The organism is Streptomyces silvisoli, assembly GCF_029269905.1.
In the GTDB taxonomy this organism is placed as follows: domain Bacteria; phylum Actinomycetota; class Actinomycetes; order Streptomycetales; family Streptomycetaceae; genus Streptantibioticus_A; species Streptantibioticus_A silvisoli_A.
Genome location: NZ_JARJBC010000001.1, coordinates 85528 through 105850 on the forward strand (window position 1 = coordinate 85528; position 20323 = coordinate 105850).

The window sequence follows — 20323 nt, forward strand, 5'->3', positions numbered from 1 at the left end:
AGGTACGGAAGATGGCCCAGACCGCGACACGGCTGAACAGCAGCGGACTGACCCTGGCCTATGAGCGGCGCACGATCGCCGAACACCTCGACGTGACCGTGCCCGACCGTTCCTTCACGGTCATCGTCGGCCCCAACGCCTGTGGAAAGTCCACCTTGTTGCGGGCGCTGTCCAGGACCCTGAAGCCGTCGGCCGGTACCGTGCTGCTGGATGGGCAGGACATCCACACCGTGCCCGCCAGGAAGGTGGCCAGGACCCTGGGGCTGCTGCCGCAGTCGTCCGTCGCGCCGGACGGCATCACCGTCTCCGACCTGGTGGCCCGCGGCCGGTACCCGCACCAGGGCCTGCTGCGCCAGTGGTCGAAGGAGGACGAGAGGACCGTCACCGAGTCCATGGCCGCCACCGGCATCGGCGAACTGGCCGACCGGTACGTCGACGAACTCTCCGGCGGCCAGCGGCAGCGGGTGTGGATCGCCATGGCGCTCGCCCAGCAGACGCCGCTGCTGCTGTTGGACGAGCCGACCACGTATCTCGACATCGCCCACCAGATCGATGTGCTCGACCTGTGCGCCGAACTCCACGCGGAGCAGGGCCGCACACTCGTCGCGGTACTGCACGACCTCAACCAGGCGGCCCGCTACGCCACTCATCTGATCGCCATGCGCGCCGGACAGGTGATCGCCGCCGGTGCGCCCGGCGACATCGTGACCGCCGAACTGGTCGAGGAGGTCTTCGGCGTCCCCTGCCGCGTCATCGACGACCCGGAAACGGGCACGCCGCTGGTCGTTCCCTCGGCACCACGGCGCTCGGGCGCACGGGCGGAGCCCGCGGCCGCTGGCCGATAACACTCCTGTGACCATCGGTAGCAGATGTGCGTAGCGCAAACCCTTGGTAAACAAACCAAGGCGTGGCGGAGCCGCGCCGGGAAACCCCTGGAAACACCAAGAGGAGCATTCATGCGCCAGCGCGCAATTCGCTTAGGAGTCACTGCCCTTACGGTTCTCGGCGTGTCGGCGGCGTTGGCCCCCGCCGGCCACGCCGCCGCTCCCGAGCGGTGCGGGAAGGGCGACTTCTGCCTGTTCAGCGGCCCGCACCAGTCGGGCGACGTGCTGTACAAGCTCGACGCGAAGGTGCGCAGGACGACATTCACCTTCCCCGATGTCGACGCCCTCGCGCTGTCCGGCAACCCGCGCTCGGCGCACAACCCGATACCGGACAGCTTCGGTTGCATAGTGCGCCTCAACGACAGGGCACACTTCGCCGGTGAGGAACAGGAGATCGGCGGCGGCGACGCGGAGTTGTCCGGCGCGCCGGTGGCCGCCATCACCGTCGACTGCGGCTGACCTCAGTCCGTCGGCCGCCAGACGGCGGGGTCCTCGATGATCCGCCGTATGGCGGCCATTCCGGCGCCGGTCAGCGGGCCGCGCCGTCCCAGCGCGGAGACCAGCAGCGCCTCCGGCGGCCAGCGGCGCAGCGTGCGGGTCGCCAGCTCCCTGCGCATGCCCGGGAGCAGCCAGTCGCCCAACTCGGCGTACGCGCCGCCCAGTACCACCGCCGCGGGGTCGACCAGATTGACCGCGCCGGCGAGTGTGGTGCCCAGCGCCTCACCCGCCCGCTCCAGCGCCCCCAGCGCGCGTCGGTCACCGTCCCGCGCACGGGAGGCCAGCCGCCGCACCGCGTCCTCGCCCCTGCCCAGCCCCGCCTGCCGCAGCACCGCCTCCTCGCCCGCGTACTGCTCCAGGCACCCGCGCGCACCGCACGCGCACACGGGACCGTCCGGACGCACCGGCACATGGCCCAACTCGCCCGCGAAACCGCGCGCCCCACGGAACACCCGGCCGCCCACCACCAGGGCGGCACCGATGCCCTCCGCGGCGGAGACATGGATGAAGTCGCATGCCCCAGCGCCCTGCCACAACTCGGCCAGCGCGCCGAGGTTCGCCTCGTTGTCCACCTCCAACGGCAGCCCGTGGGCGCACAGTTCGGACGCGGCCACATCCCGCCAGCCCAGGTTGGGGGCCCGCTCCACCGTCCCCGGCGCGTCGCCGACCAGTCCGGGCACCGCCAGCACCGCGGCGACCGGACGCAGCCCCGACGCCCGCGCCTCACCCACCGCCCGCTCGGACACCGCGGTCAGCTCGGCCAGTACCTCCTCCGCCCGCCGGTTCCGGTTGGCCGCCGCGACCCGCAGCCACACCCTGACCTCGCCGCGCAGATCGACCACACAGGCACCCAGATGGCCGACCCCTACCTCAAGCCCAAGGCCGGCCGGACCGCGCTCACTCAGCGCCAGCGCACGGCCGGGACGACCGGCCCGGCCGCTGGGTACCGACCCCGACTCGGTCAGCAGACCGGCCGAGTGCAACTCGTCCACCAGACTGGACACCGCCGCCCTGGTCAGCCCGGTGCGCTCGGCCACCGCCGCCCGGGACATCGGGCCGTGCGCGGCCACGGTGGTCATCACCAGCGCCAGGTTCTGCCGCCGCATGCCCTGCTGGGAGGCGGCCCGCCCGGACTGCGCCGCAGCCGCCCAGCCGTGCTTCATCGGGCGGATCCGGAGGCCGGATTGAGCAGCGGCACGGCGGCGCGCAGCGTCTCTCGGATCCGCTCCAGCGCCTCGGTGTCCCGCTCCACCGGCTCCAGCAGCACTCCGGCCGCGGTGCCCCAGCGCCGGGCCACCTCGTCCGGCGCCTCACCGGTGAGCAGCCCGGCGGCCTGCGCCGCGGCGCCCAACGCCACCAACTCCTGGGCCGCGGGCACCCGTACCGGCCGACCCGACAGCCTGCGCACCGTCTCCCGCCATGCCGCGCCCCTGGCACCGCCACCGACCAGCAGCAGCGGAACCGACGGGTCCACCGGCTCGCCACCGGCGCGCAGCACGTCGTCCACCGCCGTCAACAGCGAGTAGGCGGCGCCGTCATAGCCGGCCTGCAACACCTGCCCGGGACTGGTGTCATGGCGCAACCCCTGCAACAGCCCTGACGCATAAGGGAGATTGGGGGTGCGCTCGCCGTCCAGGTACGGCAGCAGCACGGCGGAGCCGCCGGGCGCGACGTCCTCCCGGTCCCGGCCCAGCAGCGCGGCGATCCGGTCGACGGCCAGTGTGCAGTTGAGGGTGCAGGCCAGCGGAAGCCAGTCGCCGCGAGCGTCGGCGAACCCGGCGACGGTACCGGAGGGGTCCTGCGGCCTGCCCCGGGTGACCGCGTACACCGTGCCCGAGGTTCCCAGGCTGACCACCGGCACCCCCGGTTCCAGGCCCAGCCCGAGCGCCGCGGCCATGTTGTCACCGGTACCTGCCGCGACCAGCGCGCCCTCCTGCAACGGTGTGCCCGCCCTGACCACCCCGGCCGCCACGCCCGGTGCCAGCACCTCGGGGAGCAGCGCCCGGTCCAGCCCGACCCGGCGCAGGACGTCCTCGTCGTATCCGTCCGGGGTCCACCAGCCGGTACCCGACGCGTCACCGCGGTCGGTGGCGGCGGTACCGGTGAGCCGCTCAGTGAGGTAGTCGTGCGGCAACCGCACCGCGGCCACCCGGGCGGCGGCCTGCGGCTCGTTGGCGCACAGCCAGGCCCACTTGGCCACGGTGAAGGCGGCGGTGGGGACACTTCCGGTGCGCCGCGCCCACCACTGGGGCGTCAACTCCTCGACCAGCGAGGCGGCCTGGGGCGCGGAGCGCACGTCGTTCCACAGCAGCGCGGGCCGCACCGGCCCGCCGTGCGCGTCCAGGGTCACCAGGCCGTGCTGCTGGGCGCCGATCGATACGGCCGCCGCGCGATCCGCGTGGCCGGTTCGCCTTACCGCCTCGTTGAACGCGCGCCACCACTGCTCCGGGTCGCTCTCCCGGGCCGCCGCGGTGCTCACCGTGTGCGGGGCGCGGCCCTCACCCAGCACGGCACCGGTGTCCACCGCCACGGCGACCGCCTTGGTCGCCTGCGTGGAGCTGTCCACGCCGATGACCACGCGCTGTACGGCCATCGCTGCCTCCTCGCGCATCCCTGCCGTCACCCGCTGCGGCGGGGTTTCGCCACGGCGCCCGCGCATACTAATTTGTTTTCCGCCCTTACGAACAGGGGCGAGGCCGTTCCATCACCTCCGGCAACCGGGAGGCCCCCCGTGACCGACCACCTGACCCCCGTCCCCGAGGACAAGTTCACCTTCGGTCTGTGGACCGTGGGCTGGCAGGGCCGTGACCCCTTCGGCGACGCCACCCGGGCCGCGCTCGACCCGGCCGAGACGGTGCGCCGACTCGCCGAACTGGGCGCGTACGGCGTCACCTTCCACGACGACGACCTGATCCCGTTCGGCAGTGGCGAGGCCGAACGCGAGGCGCACGTCAAGCGCTTCCGGCAGGCGCTGGACGCCACCGGCATGAAGGTCCCCATGGCCACCACCAACCTGTTCACCCACCCGGTGTTCAAGGACGGCGCCTTCACCGCCAACGACCGCGACGTCCGCCGCTACGCGGTGCGCAAGACACTGCGCAACATCGACCTCGCCGCCGAACTCGGCGCCTCGGTCTACGTCGCGTGGGGCGGCCGCGAAGGCGCGGAGTCGGGCGCCGCCAAGGACGTGCGCACCGCCCTCGACCGGCTGAAGGAAGCGTTCGACGTGCTCGCCGAGTACGTCCTGGCCCAGGGGCTGGAACTGCGGTTCGCCATCGAACCCAAGCCCAACGAGCCGCGCGGGGACATCCTGCTGCCGACCGTCGGCCACGCGCTGGCGTTCATCGAACGGCTGGAGCACCCCGAACTGTTCGGCGTGAATCCCGAGACCGGTCATGAGCAGATGGCCGGACTCAACTTCCCGCACGGCATCGCGCAGGCGCTGTGGGCGGGCAAACTGTTCCACATCGACCTCAACGGACAGTCCGGCATCAAATACGACCAGGACCTGCGATTCGGCGCGGGCGATCTGCGCCAGGCGTTCTGGCTGGTGGACCTGCTGGAGTCGGCGGGCTACACGGGGCCGCGGCACTTCGACTTCAAGCCGCCGCGCACCGAGGACCTCGACGGCGTCTGGGCCTCCGCCGCCGGATGCATGCGCAACTACCTCGCGCTCAAGGCCAAGGCCGCGGCCTTCCGCGCCGACCCTGTGGTCCAGGACGCGTTGCGCGCCGCCCGGTTGGACCAACTCGCCCGGCCGACCCTCGCTCCTGGTGAGACAGTCGGCGAACTGCTCGCCGACCGCTCGGCGTTCGAGGACTTCGACCCGGACGCGGCGGGCCGCCGCGGCATGGCCTTCGAACGGCTCGACCAACTCGCCATGGACCACCTCCTCGGCCTTCGGTAGCGTCGGTTCCGCCGTGGAACGTCATCCCTGTGTACCGCTGCTAGGAAGCGCACGTACGCTACCTCCCGCCCAGCATCAGCCCTGATGAGCGGTCCTTGACGGTCCTCGACGAACAGAACCAGGAGAGACGTTCATGTCCAGTCCGGACGGCCCCGCCGTGCACCTGAACCACCGGACCGACCGGAGCCCCGGCCGCGCCGCCGGCCGTAGCAGCGCGGCCGCCGGTGCCGCCGGGCGCGCCCGCTCGCGGCGCGCCGCCAACGCGCCGCACAGACCGGTCGCCCAGCCGCGCGGCGGCTTCGCCGGCGCGGTGGTGCGGTGCGGGGAACTGCTCGCCCTGTTGGGCGTGACGACGGTGATCCTGCTGGTGGTCCTAGGTGCCGCCGGCGGCATAGGGCTGGCGATCTACATGTACGGCTAGCTCCAACCGCCCTATGTCGCCTGGGCGTTCCACCGGTAGAGGTGCTCCGGGCGCCCGGCGGCGCCGTACCGCAGCTCCACCCGCACCGCCCCGTCGCCGGACAGGTCGGCGAGGTAGCGTTGCGCGGTCGGCCGGGACAGGCCGAGCTGGGCCGCGAGTTCGCTCGCGGTCACCGGCCGGTCGGCGTGGCGGACCGCGTCCGCGATCAACCCGGCGGTGGGGGAGGAGCGTCCGCGACGGGCCCGGGCGGTGCGATCCGTGCCGTACAGCGCCCGCAGCGCCCGATCCACCTGCTCCTGGTCCAGGGTGCGGTCACCGCCGAGCTGGGCACGGAACCGGGCGTAGGACCTGAGCCGACCGGTCAACTCCTGGGCGTCGAACGGCTTGATCAGATAGCCGACCGCGCCACCGCCCAACGCCTGGCGTATCTGCGCCGCGTCCGCGGCGGCGGTCAACATGATCACGTCCGCCCGCAGTTCGGGCAGCACGCTGGTGCCGAGCCGGTCCGGCAGGTACTGGTCCAGCAGCACCAGGTCGGGGCAGAGCCGCTGGTCCAGCTCGACCGCCTCCCGCGCGGTGTGCGCGGTGCCCACCACCTCGAAGCCGTCCACCCCGCCGGCGTAGCGGGCGTGCAACCGCGCCACGCGGTAGTCGTCGTCCACCACCAGTACGCCGATCATCGTTCGACCTCCACAGCGTCAACGAACAGGTTCGGCGCCCCGGTGCCGCCCGGCGGCTCCACCACTGCCGGGATCCGGGCGATGAAGACCGCGCCGTGGTCCGCACCGCTCCCGCACTCCAGGCGCAGTTCACCGCCGTACTTCGCCACCAGTTGGCGGGCGAGGGGCAGGCCGATGCCGTGCCCGCCCCGGCCCCGGTCGGGCCGGGTGGTGAAGCCGCTGCGGAACAGCCGTTCCGCGTCGGCCTCCAGCACGCCGTCGCCGCTGTCCACGACCGCCAGGTGCACGGTGTCGCCCTCCGCCAGCACGCTCAGCTCCACCCAGGCGGGCGCGCGCTCACCGTCGGCGGCGGCCCGCAACGCGTTGTCCAGCAGGTTGCCGACGACGCTGACCACGTCGAGCGGCTCGGCCAGCCGCCGGGGCAGATTCGAGTCGGCCACCAGGCGCAGCGCGATGCCCAGTTCCGACGCGGTCGCCGTCTTCGCGGCCAGCAGCCCGCGCAGATACGGGTCGGCGATCCGGGCGCCGTCCCGCCCCTCGGTGGCCAGCGGCGCCGCGGCCAGCTCCCGCAGATACGACTGCGCCTCCTCACGGCTGCCGGTGGCCAGCAGGCCGGAGAGGGTGTGCAACCGGTTGGTGTACTCGTGCGCCTGGGCGCGCAGCGCGTCCGACAGCGACCGCAGCGCCGACAGTTCCCGCTCCAGCTCGTCCAGTTCGGTGCGGTCGCGCAGAGTCAGTACATGGCCGAGGTCCTGGTCGCCGCGGCGCACCGGCTGCGCGGTGACCACCAGCAACCGGTCGCCCACCACCAGGTGGCTCTGCCGCAGCTCCCGGCGGGACAGCAGCAACTCGCGCAGCGCGGACGGCAGTTGGGCGTCGGCCACCGGGGTGCCCGGCGGTCGCGGTCCGCCGAGCAGCCGTGCCGCCTCGTCGTTGCACACCGTGATGCGGTCCGCGGTGTCCACCGCCAGTACGCCGTCACCGACCCCGCCCAGCACGGCCCGCTGCTCCCGCAGCAGTTCCGCCAGTTCCACCGGCTCCAGACCGAGGGTCTGGCGCTTCAGCCGACGTGAAAGCAGCACCGCCCCCGCCGTGCCGACCAGCAGCGCCACCCCGGCGAACCCGGCGGCCTGCCGGATCAGCGGTACGGCTGCCTGCTGCGCGGTACGGGTCCGTACGCCCGTGCTCACCTCGCCGATGATCCGGCCCCGCGGGTCCCGCAGCGGCACCTTGGCCCGGGCGGAGTCGCCGAGCGTACCGCGCTGCACGGAGACCGACTCCCGGCCGTGCAGCGCGGTCGGTTGGGTGCTCACCGGCTTGCCCAGCTCGGCCGGATCCGGGTGCGAGCGCCGGATGCCGTGCGCGTCGGTGACCACCACGAACAGCATGCCGGTGCGCTGCCTGATCCGCTCGGCCTCCCGTTGGACGTCGCCGTCCGGATCATGGCCGGAAGCGATCCGCTGCACGATCACCGGATTGTCGGCGGTGGTACGGGCCACGGCCAGCGCCCGCTGTGCGTACTGCTGCTCCGACTGGTGCCGCACGAGCATCGCCGTGAGCGTGAATCCGCCGCCGAGCACCAGCAGCAGCACCGTGATCTGCGCGAGCAGCGCCTGGGTCACGAGGCGGGGTTTACGGCGGAACATGCCGACAGGGTACGAGACGACACTGGCGGCGCCAGTCGGTGTAGCGGGCATGGGATCCGGGTCTCCGTGAGCACAACGCACACAAAGCGCGAAACGCATTCGAAATCCTTAACCAGCACAACCGACATGGATCTGGTCACCGTTCGACACGGCCCATACCGTGCAAGCCGCAACGGGGGAGAACGGCGAAAAGGAGATCCCTGGATGACGGTATTGGCAACATCGGCGGCGACCGCGGCGCTGTCCTGGACCGGTCATGACACCTGGCTGTTGACGCTGGTGGGGATTTCCATAGTCGTCGTCATCCTGCTCATCAGCTGGCTGAAGGTGCACGCGTTCCTGGCCCTGATGGTCGGAGCCTTCGTGGTCTCACTGCTGTCGGGGCATCCCGTGGCCAAGGCGGTGGACTCCTTCACCAACGGACTGGGCGGCACCACGGGCAAGATCGGCGTGCTGATCATCCTTGGTGCGATCCTGGGCCGCCTGCTGGCGGATTCGGGGGGTATTGACCAGATTGTCCGCACGTTGACCCGGCTGGTCGGACCCGAACGCCTGCCGTGGGCCATCACCCTGGTCGCGGCCATCGTCGGACTGCCGATGTTCTTCGAGGTGGGCTTCGTGATGCTGGTGCCGCTGGTGCTGCAACTGGCCCACCGCGCCAGGTACCCGGTGCTCCGGGTGGGCATCCCGGCGATGGCCGGACTGGCCACCGTGCACGCTCTCGTTCCGCCGCACCCCGGACCGCTGATCGCCATCCAGGCGGTACACGCCACGATCGGCCTGACCCTGGTCTCCGGACTGCTTGTGGCGGTGCCCTGCGCGATCGTCGTCGGCCCGCTGTTCACCGCCTACATCTGGCCCAGGGTGAAGGCCGAGATACCCCAGTCCGCGCTGGCGGCGTTCACCACCACCGCGAGCGACGAGCCGGAATCCGCGTCCGCCCGCACCACGCCGCGCTTCTCGGTCACGCTCGGCACGATTCTGCTGCCCATCGCCCTGATGATCCTCAAGGCGATCTGCGACACCGTGCAACTGGCCCACGGCACGCTGTACTCGGGACTGGAGTTCCTCGGCACACCGGTGATCGCGCTGCTGCTGGCGGTACTGCTCGCGCTGTTCACCTTCGGGTACTCGGTCGGCTCCAGCAGGCGGAACGTACAGGAGTCGTTGGGCAGGAGCTTTCCGCCGATCGCCGGTGTGCTGGCCATAGTCGGCGCGGGCGGCGGCTATTCGCAGGCACTGCAGGACAGCGGGGTGGACGGCGCCATAGGCATGGCCGCACGACACTTCCACATCCCGCTGCTGCTGCTCGCCTGGCTGGTCGCGGCCCTGATGCGTACCGCCGCGGGCTCCGGCACGGTCGCCACCGTCGCCGCGGCCGGCATCGTCGGCCCCCTGGCCCACGGACTCACCCCCACCCAGGCGGCCCTACTGGCCCTGGCCCTCGGCTCCGGCGCGGCCTTCCTCGGCCATGTGAACGACGCCGCGTTCTGGATGTTCAAGGAGTACTTCGGCCTGTCCATCGGCGGCACGCTGAAGACGTGGACGGCGGCGCACACGCTCCTGTCGGTGACATCGCTGGGGGCGATCCTGCTGGTCAGCTGGGTTATGACATGACGCGGTGAGGTTTGGCGTGTTGAGGGCTTCTGGGGGCTTCGGTGGACTGTTGGCGGGGGGCTCTTGGTGGCCCTTTGCGGACTTTCCTGATGAGACCTGTGAATCGTTGGTTCCGCCGGGCGACAGCGCAGCCTTCGGCGCACCTGTGATTCAGGTAGGTGTTGTAGGGGGCTTATTACGGCCGCAGCAAAGAGAAGAAGGGCTTTCGCGAGGAGGGCTTCGCTCATCTCCCAGACGCTGCTCATCAACAGCTCGGCGGGAACGCGGCGTTGGTCTAGGGCAATGCAAAACTGCACACATCGATGCACGAATGCGGGACCCGTTGGAACAGTTGCGGCACTTGGCTGCCGGTCTTCCGCCTTCCACTGTCGGGGGTCCGCAAGGAGCTTCGGCGGCGTTGCCACGAGACCGGTGCTCGGTCGCAGCTGGGGACTTCATGCGCTGCGGTGCCGTGTCCGAACGTCACCAACGTCACCGGAGCGTCGCCGGCGGCACCAGCACCACTTCGTCCCGCCGCCGTGCCAGGACGTCGTGCAACAACGGTCGCATCAGGTCGAGATGGCCGACCTCGACCCGCAGCGCGTGCCGCAACTACCGTTTAACTTCCAGGAGTTGGCGGACCGCCGCCGCACTGACCGCATCGCGGGTGCGCCACGGCTACCAGGGCGGGTGGCTCGGCGGTGCGGCTCACGGGGTGACCGCCAGCCGGTAGCCGCGCTTGGGCACGGTACGGACCAGGGCCGCGTGCGGTCCGAGCGCCGCCCGCAGCCGGGCCACGGCCGCGTCCACCGCGTGCTCGTCGGTGGTGCCGCCCGTCCACACCCTGCGGAGCAGCTCCGCTCGGTTGATCACCCGACCGGGATGGTCGGACAGCGCGCGCAACAGGGCCGCGAGGACCGGCGGCAGCCACACGGCCTCGTCGTCATCGATGAAGACCGCCCCGCCCTGCAGCACCACCCGCCGCGAGCCGCTGACCAGTTCGCGGCGGCTCCGCGCGGGCAGCTCCTCGGCGAGCGTGCGCACCAGTGCGCCGAGTCGGCCGCGCTCCGGCCACACCGCCTCGACGCCCGCATCCCGCAACGGACGTGCGCACAGGGGGCCGACACAGACCGGCAGTACGTCACCGCGCAACGCGTCCAGCACCTCCACACCGCAGCCCACGGACTCCGCGGCGGACAGCAGCGCGTCGATCGCGGGAGCGCTGGTGAACGTGAGGCAGTGCAACTCGCGCCGTACCGTCAGCTCCACCAGCCGCCGTACCGCCTCCGGGTCCTCGGGCGGCCCCCAGCGGTAGACCGGGACCGAGATGACCTCGGCGCCACGCTCGTGCAGCGCGGCGGCGAAGCCGTCCAGCGGCACGCCGTGCTCCTGCACGGCGACCCGGCGTCCGCGCAGCTCCCTGGCGAGCAACCAGGTGAGCAGCTCATCGTTGGCCTCGGACCCCGGCGAGTACGACTCGTTCAGCCCGCTGGCCCGCACCGCGCCGGTGGCCTTCGGGCCACGGGTGAGGACGACGGCACCGCGGCACACGTCGGCGAGACCGCCACCGAGCCCCCAGCCGTCCGCCGCGCTCATCCAGCCCCGCCAACCGACGCCGGTCGTGGCGATCACATAGTCCAGGGGTGCGCTCAGACACCGCTCGGTGGCCCGGCGCAGCGCCGTGTCGTCGCCCAGCGGGACGATGCGCATGGTGGGCGCCTCGACCACACGGGCGCCTCTGCGCCGCAGGAGTGCCACCAGTTCCTCGCGGCGGCGCGTCGCGGTCACACCGACGGTGAATCCGGTCAACGGTCCTGTCGGCGGGGGTGCCGTTGTGCCAGTGCCCATGAAGTGCAGGGTCAGCCAGCGGCGTTACGGACCGATTGCCCCGGGGTCACACGGGAGTTAGCGCAGGTGCCCCGGAGGTTACGGAAGATGTCCTGAACGTCACCCCGTCCCCTAAGCGGTGTGAGGGAGACGTACCGCCCCCGCAACACGGGTGAACCGGGCCCGTAACGGCCGGGCGTGACGCTCTTGCCATGACGACGACCGACACGCACTGCCCGTACTGCTCGCTCCAGTGCGGCATGCGGCTGGCCGCCGGCAGTGGCGCGACGGTGGAGGTCCTGGAGCGGCCGGAGTTCCCGGTGAACCTCGGCGCGCTGTGTGGTAAGGGCCGTACCGCGGGGGCGGTGCTCTCGCCCGCGGCGCGGCTGACGGCGCCGCTGGTGCGTGCCGGGCGGGTCGGCGAGCTACGCGAGGCGTCCTGGCCGCGGGCGCTGGACCGGGTGGCGGAAGGCTTGGAGCGGGCCGCCCGGCGGTACGGCGCGGACGCCGTCGGGGTCTTCGGCGGTGGCGGCCTGACCAACGAAAAGGCCTATCTGCTGGGCAAGTTCGCCCGGGTGGTGCTGCGCACCGCCAACATCGACTACAACGGCCGGTTCTGCATGTCCTCCGCCGCCGCGGCGCACCGGGCCGCCTTCGGGATCGACCGTGGACTGCCGTTCCCGCTCTCGGACCTCGCGACCACCGGGTGTGTGATCCTGGTCGGCGGCAACCCGGCCGAGACCATGCCGCCCGCGCTGCGCTACTTCCGGGAGTTGCGGGAGAACGGCGGTCGCCTGGTCGTGGTCGATCCGCGCCGCACCCGTACCGCGGAGCTGGCCGACCTGCACCTGCGGCCGGTGCCGGGCACCGATCTGGCGCTGGCGCTGGGGTTGTTGCACCTGGTGTTCGCCGAGGGGCTGGTGGACGAGGAGTTCGTCCGGAACCGCACCTCCGGCTTCGAGCGGGCCATGGCTTCCGCCATGGCGCACTGGCCGGAACACGTGGAGCGGTTGACGGGCGTCCCGGTGCCGCTGATGCGGCAGGTGGTACGTGTCTTCGCCGGGGCGCACAGCGGCATGGTGCTGACCGCGCGCGGCGCCGAGCAGCACAGCAAGGGCACGGACACGGTCCGGGCCTGGATCAACCTGTGCCTCGCGGTGGGGAAGGCGGGACGTCCGGGCTCCGGCTACGGCTGCCTGACCGGGCAGGGCAACGGGCAGGGCGGACGGGAGCACGGCCAGAAGGCCGACCAACTGCCCGGCTACCGCTCGATCGAGGACCCGGCGGCCCGCGCGCACATCGCCGGGGTGTGGGGCATCGACCCCAACCAGCTGCCCGGGCCCGGCCGTTCCGCCTATGAACTCCTTGACACCGCGGGCCGGGACGGCGGCCTGCGCGCACTGCTGCTGATGGGATCCAACCCCGTGGTCTCCGCACCCCGGGCAGGCCACGTCACCGAGCGGCTGAGGGGGTTGGACTTCCTCGCCGTCAGTGATGTGGTGCTGTCGGAGACGGCACGCCTCGCCGACGTGGTGCTGCCGTCCGCGCAGTGGGCCGAGGAGACCGGCACCACGACCAACCTGGAGGGCAGGGTGATCCTGCGCCAGGCGGCCATCACACCACCGCCCGGGGTGCGCACCGACCTGTACGTACTGCGGGAGCTGGCGGCACGGCTCGGTGTGGACAAGGGGTTCCCGGACGATCCGATGGAGGTCTTCGAGGAACTGCGGCGTGCCTCGGCGGGCGGCGCCGCGGACTACGCGGGCATCAGCTACCGGCGAATACGCGATGAAGACGGCGTGTTCTGGCCCTGCCCCGACGAGCAGCATCCCGGCACACCCCGGCTGTTCCTCGACCGCTTCGCCACCCCGGACGGCCGGGCCCGCTTCGCGGCGGTCTCCCACCGTCCGTCGGCGGAGCAGCCGGACGGTGACTACCCGCTCTACCTCACCACCGGCCGGGTGGTCGCCCAGTACCAGAGCGGCGCCCAGACCCGCAGGGTCCCCGAGCTCAACGAGGCGGCGCCCGGCTCGTTCGTGGAGGTCCATCCGCACCTCGCGCGGCGGCTCGGGGTCACCGAGGGCGAGCTACTGGCCGTCAGCAGCCGCCGTGGTCGTGCGGTCGCCCCGGCCCGGGTGACCGACACCATCCGCCCCGACACCGTGTTCATGCCGTTCCACTGGGACGGCCCGGGCCGCGCCAACACGTTGACCAATCCGGCGCTCGACCCGACGTCCCGGATGCCGGAGTTCAAGGTGTGCGCGGTACGCGTGGAGCGGGCGGCCGCGTCATGATCGGCACGCCCCGGCGGATCGCGGTGGTTGGCGCCGGGCTCGCTGGCGCCCGCTTCTGCCAGCGGTTCCAAGAGCTCGGCGGCGACGCCGAGTTGACGCTGTACGGCGCAGAACCGCGCCCCGCCTACAACAGGGTGCTGCTGGCCGACGTGCTCACCGGGCGGTACACCCCGGAGTCGATCACCCTGCCGTGCGGCGAACCCGGCCCCGAACTGCGCACCGGCAACGAGGTGGTGGGCCTCGAACCCGCCGCCCGCACCCTGCTGCTCGCCACCGGGGAGCGCGCGGAATACGACGAGGTGGTGCTGGCCACCGGTGCCAACCCGGTGCTGCCACCGCTGCGCGGGCTGTACGCGGACGGCACGCCACTGGCCGGTGTGCACTCCCTCCGTACGCTGGCCGACTGCGCCCGGCTGGCCGAGGACGTGGTGCGGTCGGAGCGGGCCGTGGTCATCGGCGGTGGAGTGCTTGGTGTGAGCGCCGCCCGGGCGCTGGCCGCGTTGGGGCTGGCCGTCGAAGTCGTCCACCAGGCACCGCACTTGGTGGAGCGCCACTTGGATGAGCAGGCCGGACAGGCGCTGCGAACCGCGGTGTTCGCACTGGGCGTGACGGTCTACCCCGACAACCGCGCCCGGGCGCTGCACGGCGGCCCCCGTGTCACCGCCGTGGAGTTGGCCAGCGGTTATGTCCTGGACACCGATCTGGTGGTGATCGCGTGCGGGGTGCGACCACGCACCGGCCTGGCTCACACGGCCGGTCTCACGGTACGCCGTGGGGTGATCGTGGATGACCGTCTCGCCGCCTCCGCACCCGGGGTGTACGCGATCGGCGACTGCGCGGAACACCGCGGCACCGTCCACGGCCTGGCCGGACCCGCCTGGGACCAGGCCGACGTGCTGGCCGCCCGACTGTCGGGGGCGGATCCGGGCGCCACCTACACCGGTTCGCGACCGCTGTCCCGGCTCAACGCCGGGCCGCTGGAGTACGCCGCTTTCGGTGAAGTCGGCGACGACCTGCCCGGCACCGACGTGCTCCGGCTCGCCGACGCGACCCGTGGCTCGTACAAGAAGCTCGTGCTGCGCGGGGACCGGCTGGTCGGCGGCATCCTCCTGGGCGACCTGGCCACCGTCGGCGACCTGACCCGGGCCTACGAGCGGGACGAGCCGCTGCCCGCCGACCCCCTCCAACTGATCGTCACGCAAGGAGCCGCGCAATGGTGAAGAAGGACCTGGTGCTCGTCGGCCACGGCATGGTCGGACAGCGGTTTCTGGAAGAGTTCCTCGCCCAGCGGGATGCGTCGCGGGACTGGCGGGTGACCGTCCTCGCAGAGGAGCCGCGGCCCGCCTACGACCGGGTGCGGCTGACGTCGTGGTTCTCCGGGACGTCGGCGCAGGAGTTGTCATTGTGCGCCGACTCCTTCGTTGACGAGCACGGCATCGACCTCAGGCTCGGCGATCCCGCGGTCGCCGTGGACCGCGAACGCCGTACCGTCACCACTCGTTCCGGGCGGGTGGTCGGGTACGACGCGCTGGTGCTCGCCACCGGCTCGTACCCGTTCGTGCCACCGGTGCCCGGCCGCGACGCGCACGGCTGCCATGTGTACCGCACCCTTGAGGACCTGGCCGCGATCAAGGAGGCCGCCGCCACCGCGCGGGTGGGCGCGGTGGTCGGTGGCGGGCTGCTGGGCCTTGAGGCGGCGGGCGCGCTGCGCGCGATGGGCCTGGATACCCATGTGGTCGAGTTCGCGCCCCGGCTGATGGCGCTTCAGGTGGACGACGGCGGCGGGACGGCGCTGCGCCGCAGGATCGAGGAGTTGGGCGTCGTCGTGCACACCGGGGCGGGCACCCAGTCGATCGGCACGGGGTGGGACGGCCGGGTGCGCACCATGAGCCTGTCCGACGGCACCGAACTCGCCGTGGATCTGGTGGTGTTCTCCGCGGGAGTCCGGCCCCGGGACCAACTCGCCCGGGAATGCGGCCTGGTGGTGGGGGAACGCGGCGGCATCACCGTTGACGAGCGGTGCCGCACCAGCGACCCGCACATCCTGGCCATCGGCGAGTGCGCCCAGGCCGCCGACGGCCGGGTCTACGGACTGGTCGGCCCCGGATACGCCATGGCGGAGGCGGCGGCGCTCGAACTGACCGGCGGTTCCGGCGCGTTCACCGGCGGGGACACCTCCACCAAGCTCAAGCTGCTGGGTGTGGACGTGGCCAGTTTCGGCGACGCGCACAGCACCACACCCGGAGCACTGGACGTGGTGTACACGGACACCAGGGCGGGGGTCTACAAGAAGCTCGTCATCGGCGAGGACGGCGCCCTGCTCGGCGGTGTCCTGGTCGGCGATGCCGAGGCCTACAGCGTGCTGCGGCCGCTCGCCGTAAGCCGTCGGCCGCTGCCCGCGCCGCCCGAACAACTGCTGCTACCCGCCTCCGCCGCTGGTTCCGGGGCCGTGGGCGGAGCCGCCCTTCCCGACGAGGCACTGGTCTGCTCGTGTCACAACGTCAGCAAGGCCGCTCTCCGTGCCGCGGTCAGTGAGCGGGGCTGCACCAGCGTGCGCGAGGTGAAGGCATGCACGAAGGCCGGTACCGGTTGCGGAAGCTGCGTCAAGCTCCTCGGCGGGATCGTGGAGGAGGAACTGGCCGCCATGGGTGTCGAATCGGCCCGCGGACTGTGCGAGCACTTCACCCACACCCGCGCCGAGCTCTACGAGATCGTCCGGGTCAAGGGCATCACCAGCTTCTCCCGCCTGGTCGACGAGCACGGAGCCGGCGAGGGCTGTGACATCTGCAAACCGGTCGTCGCCTCGATCCTCGCCTCCCTCGGCAACGGCTACGTGCTCGACGGCGAACAGGCGGCACTTCAGGACACCAACGACCACCACCTCGCCAACCTGCAACGTAACGGCTCCTATTCGGTGGTCCCCCGCATCCCCGGGGGCGAGATCACCCCCGACGGTCTGATCACCATCGGCGAGATCGCCCGTGACTTCGGCCTCTACACCAAGATCACTGGCGGTCAGCGGATCGACATGTTCGGCGCCCGGGTCGACCAGCTCCCGCGGATCTGGCAGCGGTTGGTCGACGCCGGATTCGAGTCCGGACACGCCTACGGCAAGGCGCTGCGCACCGTGAAGTCCTGCGTCGGGCAGGCCTGGTGCCGCTACGGCGTACAGGACTCGGTCGCCCTCGCCATCGAACTGGAGCTGCGCTACCGGGGTCTGCGCTCCCCGCACAAGCTCAAGGCGGCCGTCTCCGGCTGCGCCCGCGAGTGCGCGGAGGCGCAGAGCAAGGATTTCGGCGTCATCGCCACCGCCGAGGGATGGAACCTGTACGTGGGCGGCAACGGCGGCATGACTCCGCGGCACGCCGATCTGCTCGCCACCGACCTCGACCGCGAGGCGCTGATCCGCACCATCGACCGCTTCCTGATGTTCTACATCCGCACCGCGGACCGGCTGGAACGCACCGCGCCGTGGATAGAGCGACTGGAAGGCGGCCTGGACCATCTGCGCGAGGTGGTCCTGGACGACTCGCTCGGCATCTGCGCCGACCTCGAAGAACTGATGGCCCGTCATATCGAGACGTACCAGGACGAGTGGGCCGCCACCCTCGCCAACCCCGAGCGCCTGCGGCGCTTCGTCTCCTTCGTCAACGCGCCCGGCACACCCGACCCGACCGTGCGCTTCGTTCCCGAGCGGGACCAGATGCGCCCCGCACGCCCCGAGGAAGACGCGGAACACCGCGTACCGGCCCTGATCGCCGGTCCCGAACTGGAGGTACACACCCGATGACTGTGGACACCCAGGTCCCCGCCGCCACGGCGGTGGTCGAGATCGCACACGACGAGCGGTGGACAGCGGTCTGCCGGTACGGGGAACTCGTCCCGGGCCGTGGGGTTACCGCGCTGGTGGGCGGCGAACAGGTGGCGGTCTTCCGGGACCGCGCCGGTGCGCTCTACGCGGTCGCCAACACCGACCCCTTCAGCCGCGCCTCGGTGATCTCCCGCGGCATCGTGGGCAGCCGGGGCGACACACCCGTCGTCGTCTCGCCGATGTACAAACAGGCCTTCGACCTGCGCACCGGGAAGTGCCTGGACGAGCCCACGGCACCCGACGGCAGCGCCGCGCGGCTGTCCGTGTGGCCGGTGCGGGTGACGGCATGACCGCGCTCACCTCCACCACACAAGGAGCCACACCCGATGACTGGCGCCCCGAGGATCCCGTCTTCTGGGAGCGCACCGGTGCCCGGGTGGCGCGCCGTAATCTGGTCTTCTCCGTACTGTCCGAGCACATCGGTTTCTCTGTATGGAGCCTGTGGTCGGTGTTGGTGCTGTTCCTCGGACCGAAGTACGGGATCGACGCCGCGGGCAAGTTCACGCTCACCGCGCTGCCCACCGCGGTCGGTGCGGTGCTGCGGCTGCCCTACACCGTCGCGGTGTCGGTCTTCGGCGGTCGCAACTGGACGGTGATCAGCGCCCTGTTGCTGCTGGTACCGACCGTGCTGGCCGGTCTCGCACTGCGGCCCGGCGTCAGCTACGGCACGCTGCTGGCGGCGGCGGCGGTGGCCGGACTCGGCGGCGGCAACTTCGCCTCCTCGATGGCGAACATCAACACCTTCTACCCGCAGCGGCTCAAGGGCCGGGCGCTGGGCATCAACGCGGGCGGCGGCAACCTCGGAGTCGCCGCTGTCCAACTGGTGGGCCTGCTGATCCTGGCCACCGCGGGCGCCACACACCCCCGGCTGCTGCCATTGGTCTACATCCCACTGATCGTCCTGGCGGCGCTCGGCGCGGCGCTGCGCATGGACAACCTCAACGTGCGGCGCGACGACCGGGGCGCCCTGCGCGAGGTGGCCGGGGACGCTCACACCTGGGTGATCTCACTGCTCTACGTCGGCACCTTCGGCTCGTTCATCGGCTTCGGGTTCGCCTTCGGCCAGGTGCTCCAGGTGCAGTTCCACCACGACTTCAACACACCAGTGAAGGTCGCCTACTTGACCTTCCTCGGCCCACTGCTCGGCTCGCTGGCCCGACCGCTCGGCGGCGCGATGGCGGACCGCTGGGGCGGTGCGCGGGTCACCCTGTGGAACTTCGCCGCCATGGCGCTCGGGGCGCTGACCGTGCTGATCGCCTCGCGGCACGGCTCGTTGGGGCTGTTCCTCACCGGCTTCATCGCCCTGTTCGTGCTGAGCGGCATCGGCAACGGCTCGACCTACAAGATGATTCCGGTGATCTTCCACCTTCGGGCGGTCCACTCCGACGCGGACCCCGAACGTGCCGAGCGCGTCGCGCGGCGCCACGCCACCGCGGTGATCGGCCTGGCCGGGGCGGTGGGAGCGCTCGGCGGCGTGCTGGTCAACATCGCCTTCCGGCGCTCCTTCCAGACCTCACACAACGGCGACGCCGCGTACCTGGCGTTCGTCGTGTGCTACGCGGTGTGCCTGGCCGTCACCTGGGCCGTCTACTGCCGCCCCCAGTCCGTCCAGCCCTCGGCCGACGGGATGGCGAACCCGGGCTGAGCCCAATGCCGTTGACGTCAGGCTTCGGACCTCGGTCTATCCGCCGGATCTGGTGGATCGTGTCGCCGGGTGCGTTCAGGCGTGACCTGCGGCTCGCGGCGGTGGACGGGGATCGAACCCGAGACGACACCACTCGTCGCCGCCCCCTCAGCATCCAACACGAGCAGGAAGATTAACTATTGCGCTGTGCAATACTTCGTTACGGTCGTGGATTCGCCAAGGGTTGGAGTCGCGATGCCGGACGTTGGCGTGCGCTGCATGAACGGGCGCCCGGGTCCGTCGCGGGGGGTGCGCGTGCTGGTGGAGCGCAGGCTGCCGCTCGCGTGGGCAACGGGACCCGTACGCCCCGACGTGTGGCTCCCGGCGCTGGCGCCGTCGGCGTCGCTGCGCCGGCTGTGTCCAGCCGCCGAGGTCGCGTTCGAGGAGTTCGCCGTTCGCTATGCACGGGAACTCGAGGAGCCGGAACGCCGGGCGCAGTTCCTGCTCCTCCAGAGCCTGGCGGCCGAAGGGCCGGTCGTCCTGCTGGCCAGTACGTCCCCGGTGAGCCTCAGTCACGCGTCGGTACTGGCGCGCCGCCTGCGCCTTCCGGCTCGTACGGCCCTGGCGCCCGAGCCGGAAGGTGGGGACCCGGCCTGCTGGGCGGACCGGATCTGCCCCGAGTGCGGCCGGATCCCCGACGCCTCGACGGGTGCGACCTGTCGGTCCTGTCGTGCGGCGACGGCCGGGTGACGCGACGTCCCGCTCGCGTCCGAGGCGCCGGACGCCGACTACCGCTGGAGAACGTACGAGACATTACGACATCGATGCCCCCGCGTGCGGGGTTGGTCCTTGGCGGTCGTCCGCTGGCGTTGCTGCTGGTCATCACGGGGGCGATGGGGCTGCTGGCCTCCTGGGTGATCACCGCGGACGAGTTCAGGATCTATGAGGCCAGGGCCGCGGGCAGGTCGTTCACGCCCGTGTGCAGCCTGAACCCGGTGGTCTCGTGCGGGAACGTGATGGAGAGTCACCAGGCGTCCGTGTTCGGCTTTCCCAATCCGCTGCTGGGGCTGGTGGG

16 protein-coding genes and 1 pseudogene are annotated in these 20323 nt (G+C 71.6%); 12 read left to right on the plus strand and 5 right to left on the minus strand.

Translation table 11 applies throughout. The features are described from left to right. Positions 1-11 precede the first annotated feature (11 nt). Both P3G67_RS00385 and P3G67_RS00390 read left to right on the plus strand, forming a co-directional pair. Entirely contained in the window at positions 12-845 is an 834-nt protein-coding gene (locus tag P3G67_RS00385; RefSeq protein ID WP_276092038.1) for an ABC transporter ATP-binding protein, read from the plus strand. A gap of 162 nt (positions 846-1007) precedes the next feature. After that, positions 1008-1343, plus strand: a complete 336-nt coding sequence (locus P3G67_RS00390) for a peptidase inhibitor family I36 protein (protein ID WP_269859206.1) — start codon at positions 1008-1010, stop codon at positions 1341-1343. A gap of 2 nt (positions 1344-1345) precedes the next feature. On the opposite strand, the gene P3G67_RS00395 is transcribed toward P3G67_RS00390, so the two are convergent. Next, positions 1346-2545: an ROK family transcriptional regulator gene (locus P3G67_RS00395; RefSeq protein ID WP_269859207.1), complete on the minus strand. Its 1200-nt coding sequence runs from the start codon at positions 2543-2545 to the stop codon at positions 1346-1348. After that, positions 2542-3975: a xylulokinase gene (xylB, locus tag P3G67_RS00400; RefSeq protein ID WP_276091617.1), complete on the minus strand. Its 1434-nt coding sequence runs from the start codon at positions 3973-3975 to the stop codon at positions 2542-2544. Before xylB ends, P3G67_RS00395 begins: the two co-directional genes overlap by 4 nt. 150 nt (positions 3976-4125) lie before the next feature. On the opposite strand from xylB, the gene xylA reads away from it, so the two are divergent. Together xylA and P3G67_RS00410 are read left to right on the plus strand one after the other, a co-directional pair. After that, positions 4126-5289, plus strand: coding sequence for a xylose isomerase (gene xylA / locus P3G67_RS00405; RefSeq protein WP_276092039.1), 1164 nt, complete (start codon positions 4126-4128; stop codon positions 5287-5289). Positions 5290-5422: 133 nt separating this feature from the next. Next, positions 5423-5710, plus strand: a complete 288-nt coding sequence (locus P3G67_RS00410; RefSeq protein WP_269859209.1) for a hypothetical protein — start codon at positions 5423-5425, stop codon at positions 5708-5710. A gap of 11 nt (positions 5711-5721) precedes the next feature. Here the strand turns inward: P3G67_RS00410 and P3G67_RS00415 are convergent, their stop codons facing one another. Both P3G67_RS00415 and P3G67_RS00420 read right to left on the minus strand, forming a co-directional pair. Beyond that, the gene (locus tag P3G67_RS00415; RefSeq protein ID WP_276091618.1) at positions 5722-6390 is read right to left on the minus strand and encodes a response regulator; all 669 of its coding nucleotides are present in this window, start codon (positions 6388-6390) and stop codon (positions 5722-5724) included. Beyond that, positions 6387-8036, minus strand: coding sequence for an ATP-binding protein (locus tag P3G67_RS00420; RefSeq protein WP_276091619.1), 1650 nt, complete (start codon positions 8034-8036; stop codon positions 6387-6389). Before P3G67_RS00420 ends, P3G67_RS00415 begins: the two co-directional genes overlap by 4 nt. A gap of 204 nt (positions 8037-8240) precedes the next feature. On the opposite strand from P3G67_RS00420, the gene P3G67_RS00425 reads away from it, so the two are divergent. Next, positions 8241-9653, plus strand: coding sequence for a GntT/GntP/DsdX family permease (locus P3G67_RS00425; RefSeq protein ID WP_276091620.1), 1413 nt, complete (start codon positions 8241-8243; stop codon positions 9651-9653). Between the two features lie 687 nt (positions 9654-10340). On the opposite strand, the gene P3G67_RS00430 is transcribed toward P3G67_RS00425, so the two are convergent. After that, positions 10341-11480 (minus strand): uroporphyrinogen-III synthase, encoded by a 1140-nt coding sequence (locus tag P3G67_RS00430; protein ID WP_276091621.1) that lies wholly within the window; start codon positions 11478-11480, stop codon positions 10341-10343. A gap of 191 nt (positions 11481-11671) precedes the next feature. Between P3G67_RS00430 and P3G67_RS00435 the strand changes: the two genes are divergently transcribed. The 7 genes and pseudogenes from P3G67_RS00435 to P3G67_RS00465 all read left to right on the plus strand — a co-directional run. Next, positions 11672-13753 (plus strand): molybdopterin oxidoreductase family protein, encoded by a 2082-nt coding sequence (locus P3G67_RS00435; protein ID WP_276091622.1) that lies wholly within the window; start codon positions 11672-11674, stop codon positions 13751-13753. Beyond that, positions 13750-14973, plus strand: a complete 1224-nt coding sequence (locus P3G67_RS00440; RefSeq protein ID WP_276091623.1) for an NAD(P)/FAD-dependent oxidoreductase — start codon at positions 13750-13752, stop codon at positions 14971-14973. Before P3G67_RS00435 ends, P3G67_RS00440 begins: the two co-directional genes overlap by 4 nt. Continuing rightward, on the plus strand, positions 14967-17543 hold the full coding sequence (nirB, locus tag P3G67_RS00445) for a nitrite reductase large subunit NirB (protein WP_276091624.1): 2577 nt from the start codon (positions 14967-14969) through the stop codon (positions 17541-17543). Before P3G67_RS00440 ends, nirB begins: the two co-directional genes overlap by 7 nt. After that, a complete protein-coding gene (nirD, locus tag P3G67_RS00450) occupies positions 17540-17914 on the plus strand; it encodes a nitrite reductase small subunit NirD (RefSeq protein ID WP_276091625.1) in 375 nt (124 codons plus the stop codon). The genes nirB and nirD overlap by 4 nt, the downstream gene beginning before the upstream one ends. Beyond that, positions 17911-19269 carry an MFS transporter gene (locus P3G67_RS00455; protein ID WP_276091626.1) on the plus strand — a complete coding sequence of 453 codons (1359 nt, stop codon included), beginning with the start codon at positions 17911-17913 and terminating at the stop codon, positions 19267-19269. The genes nirD and P3G67_RS00455 overlap by 4 nt, the downstream gene beginning before the upstream one ends. Positions 19270-19503: 234 nt before the next feature. Then, positions 19504-19998 carry a DUF488 family protein, N3 subclade gene (locus P3G67_RS00460; RefSeq protein ID WP_276091627.1) on the plus strand — a complete coding sequence of 165 codons (495 nt, stop codon included), beginning with the start codon at positions 19504-19506 and terminating at the stop codon, positions 19996-19998. A gap of 74 nt (positions 19999-20072) precedes the next feature. Further along, positions 20073-20321 (plus strand): annotated as a pseudogene (locus P3G67_RS00465) (vitamin K epoxide reductase family protein); the annotation flags it as partial. Between the last annotated feature and the right edge of the window lie 2 nt (positions 20322-20323).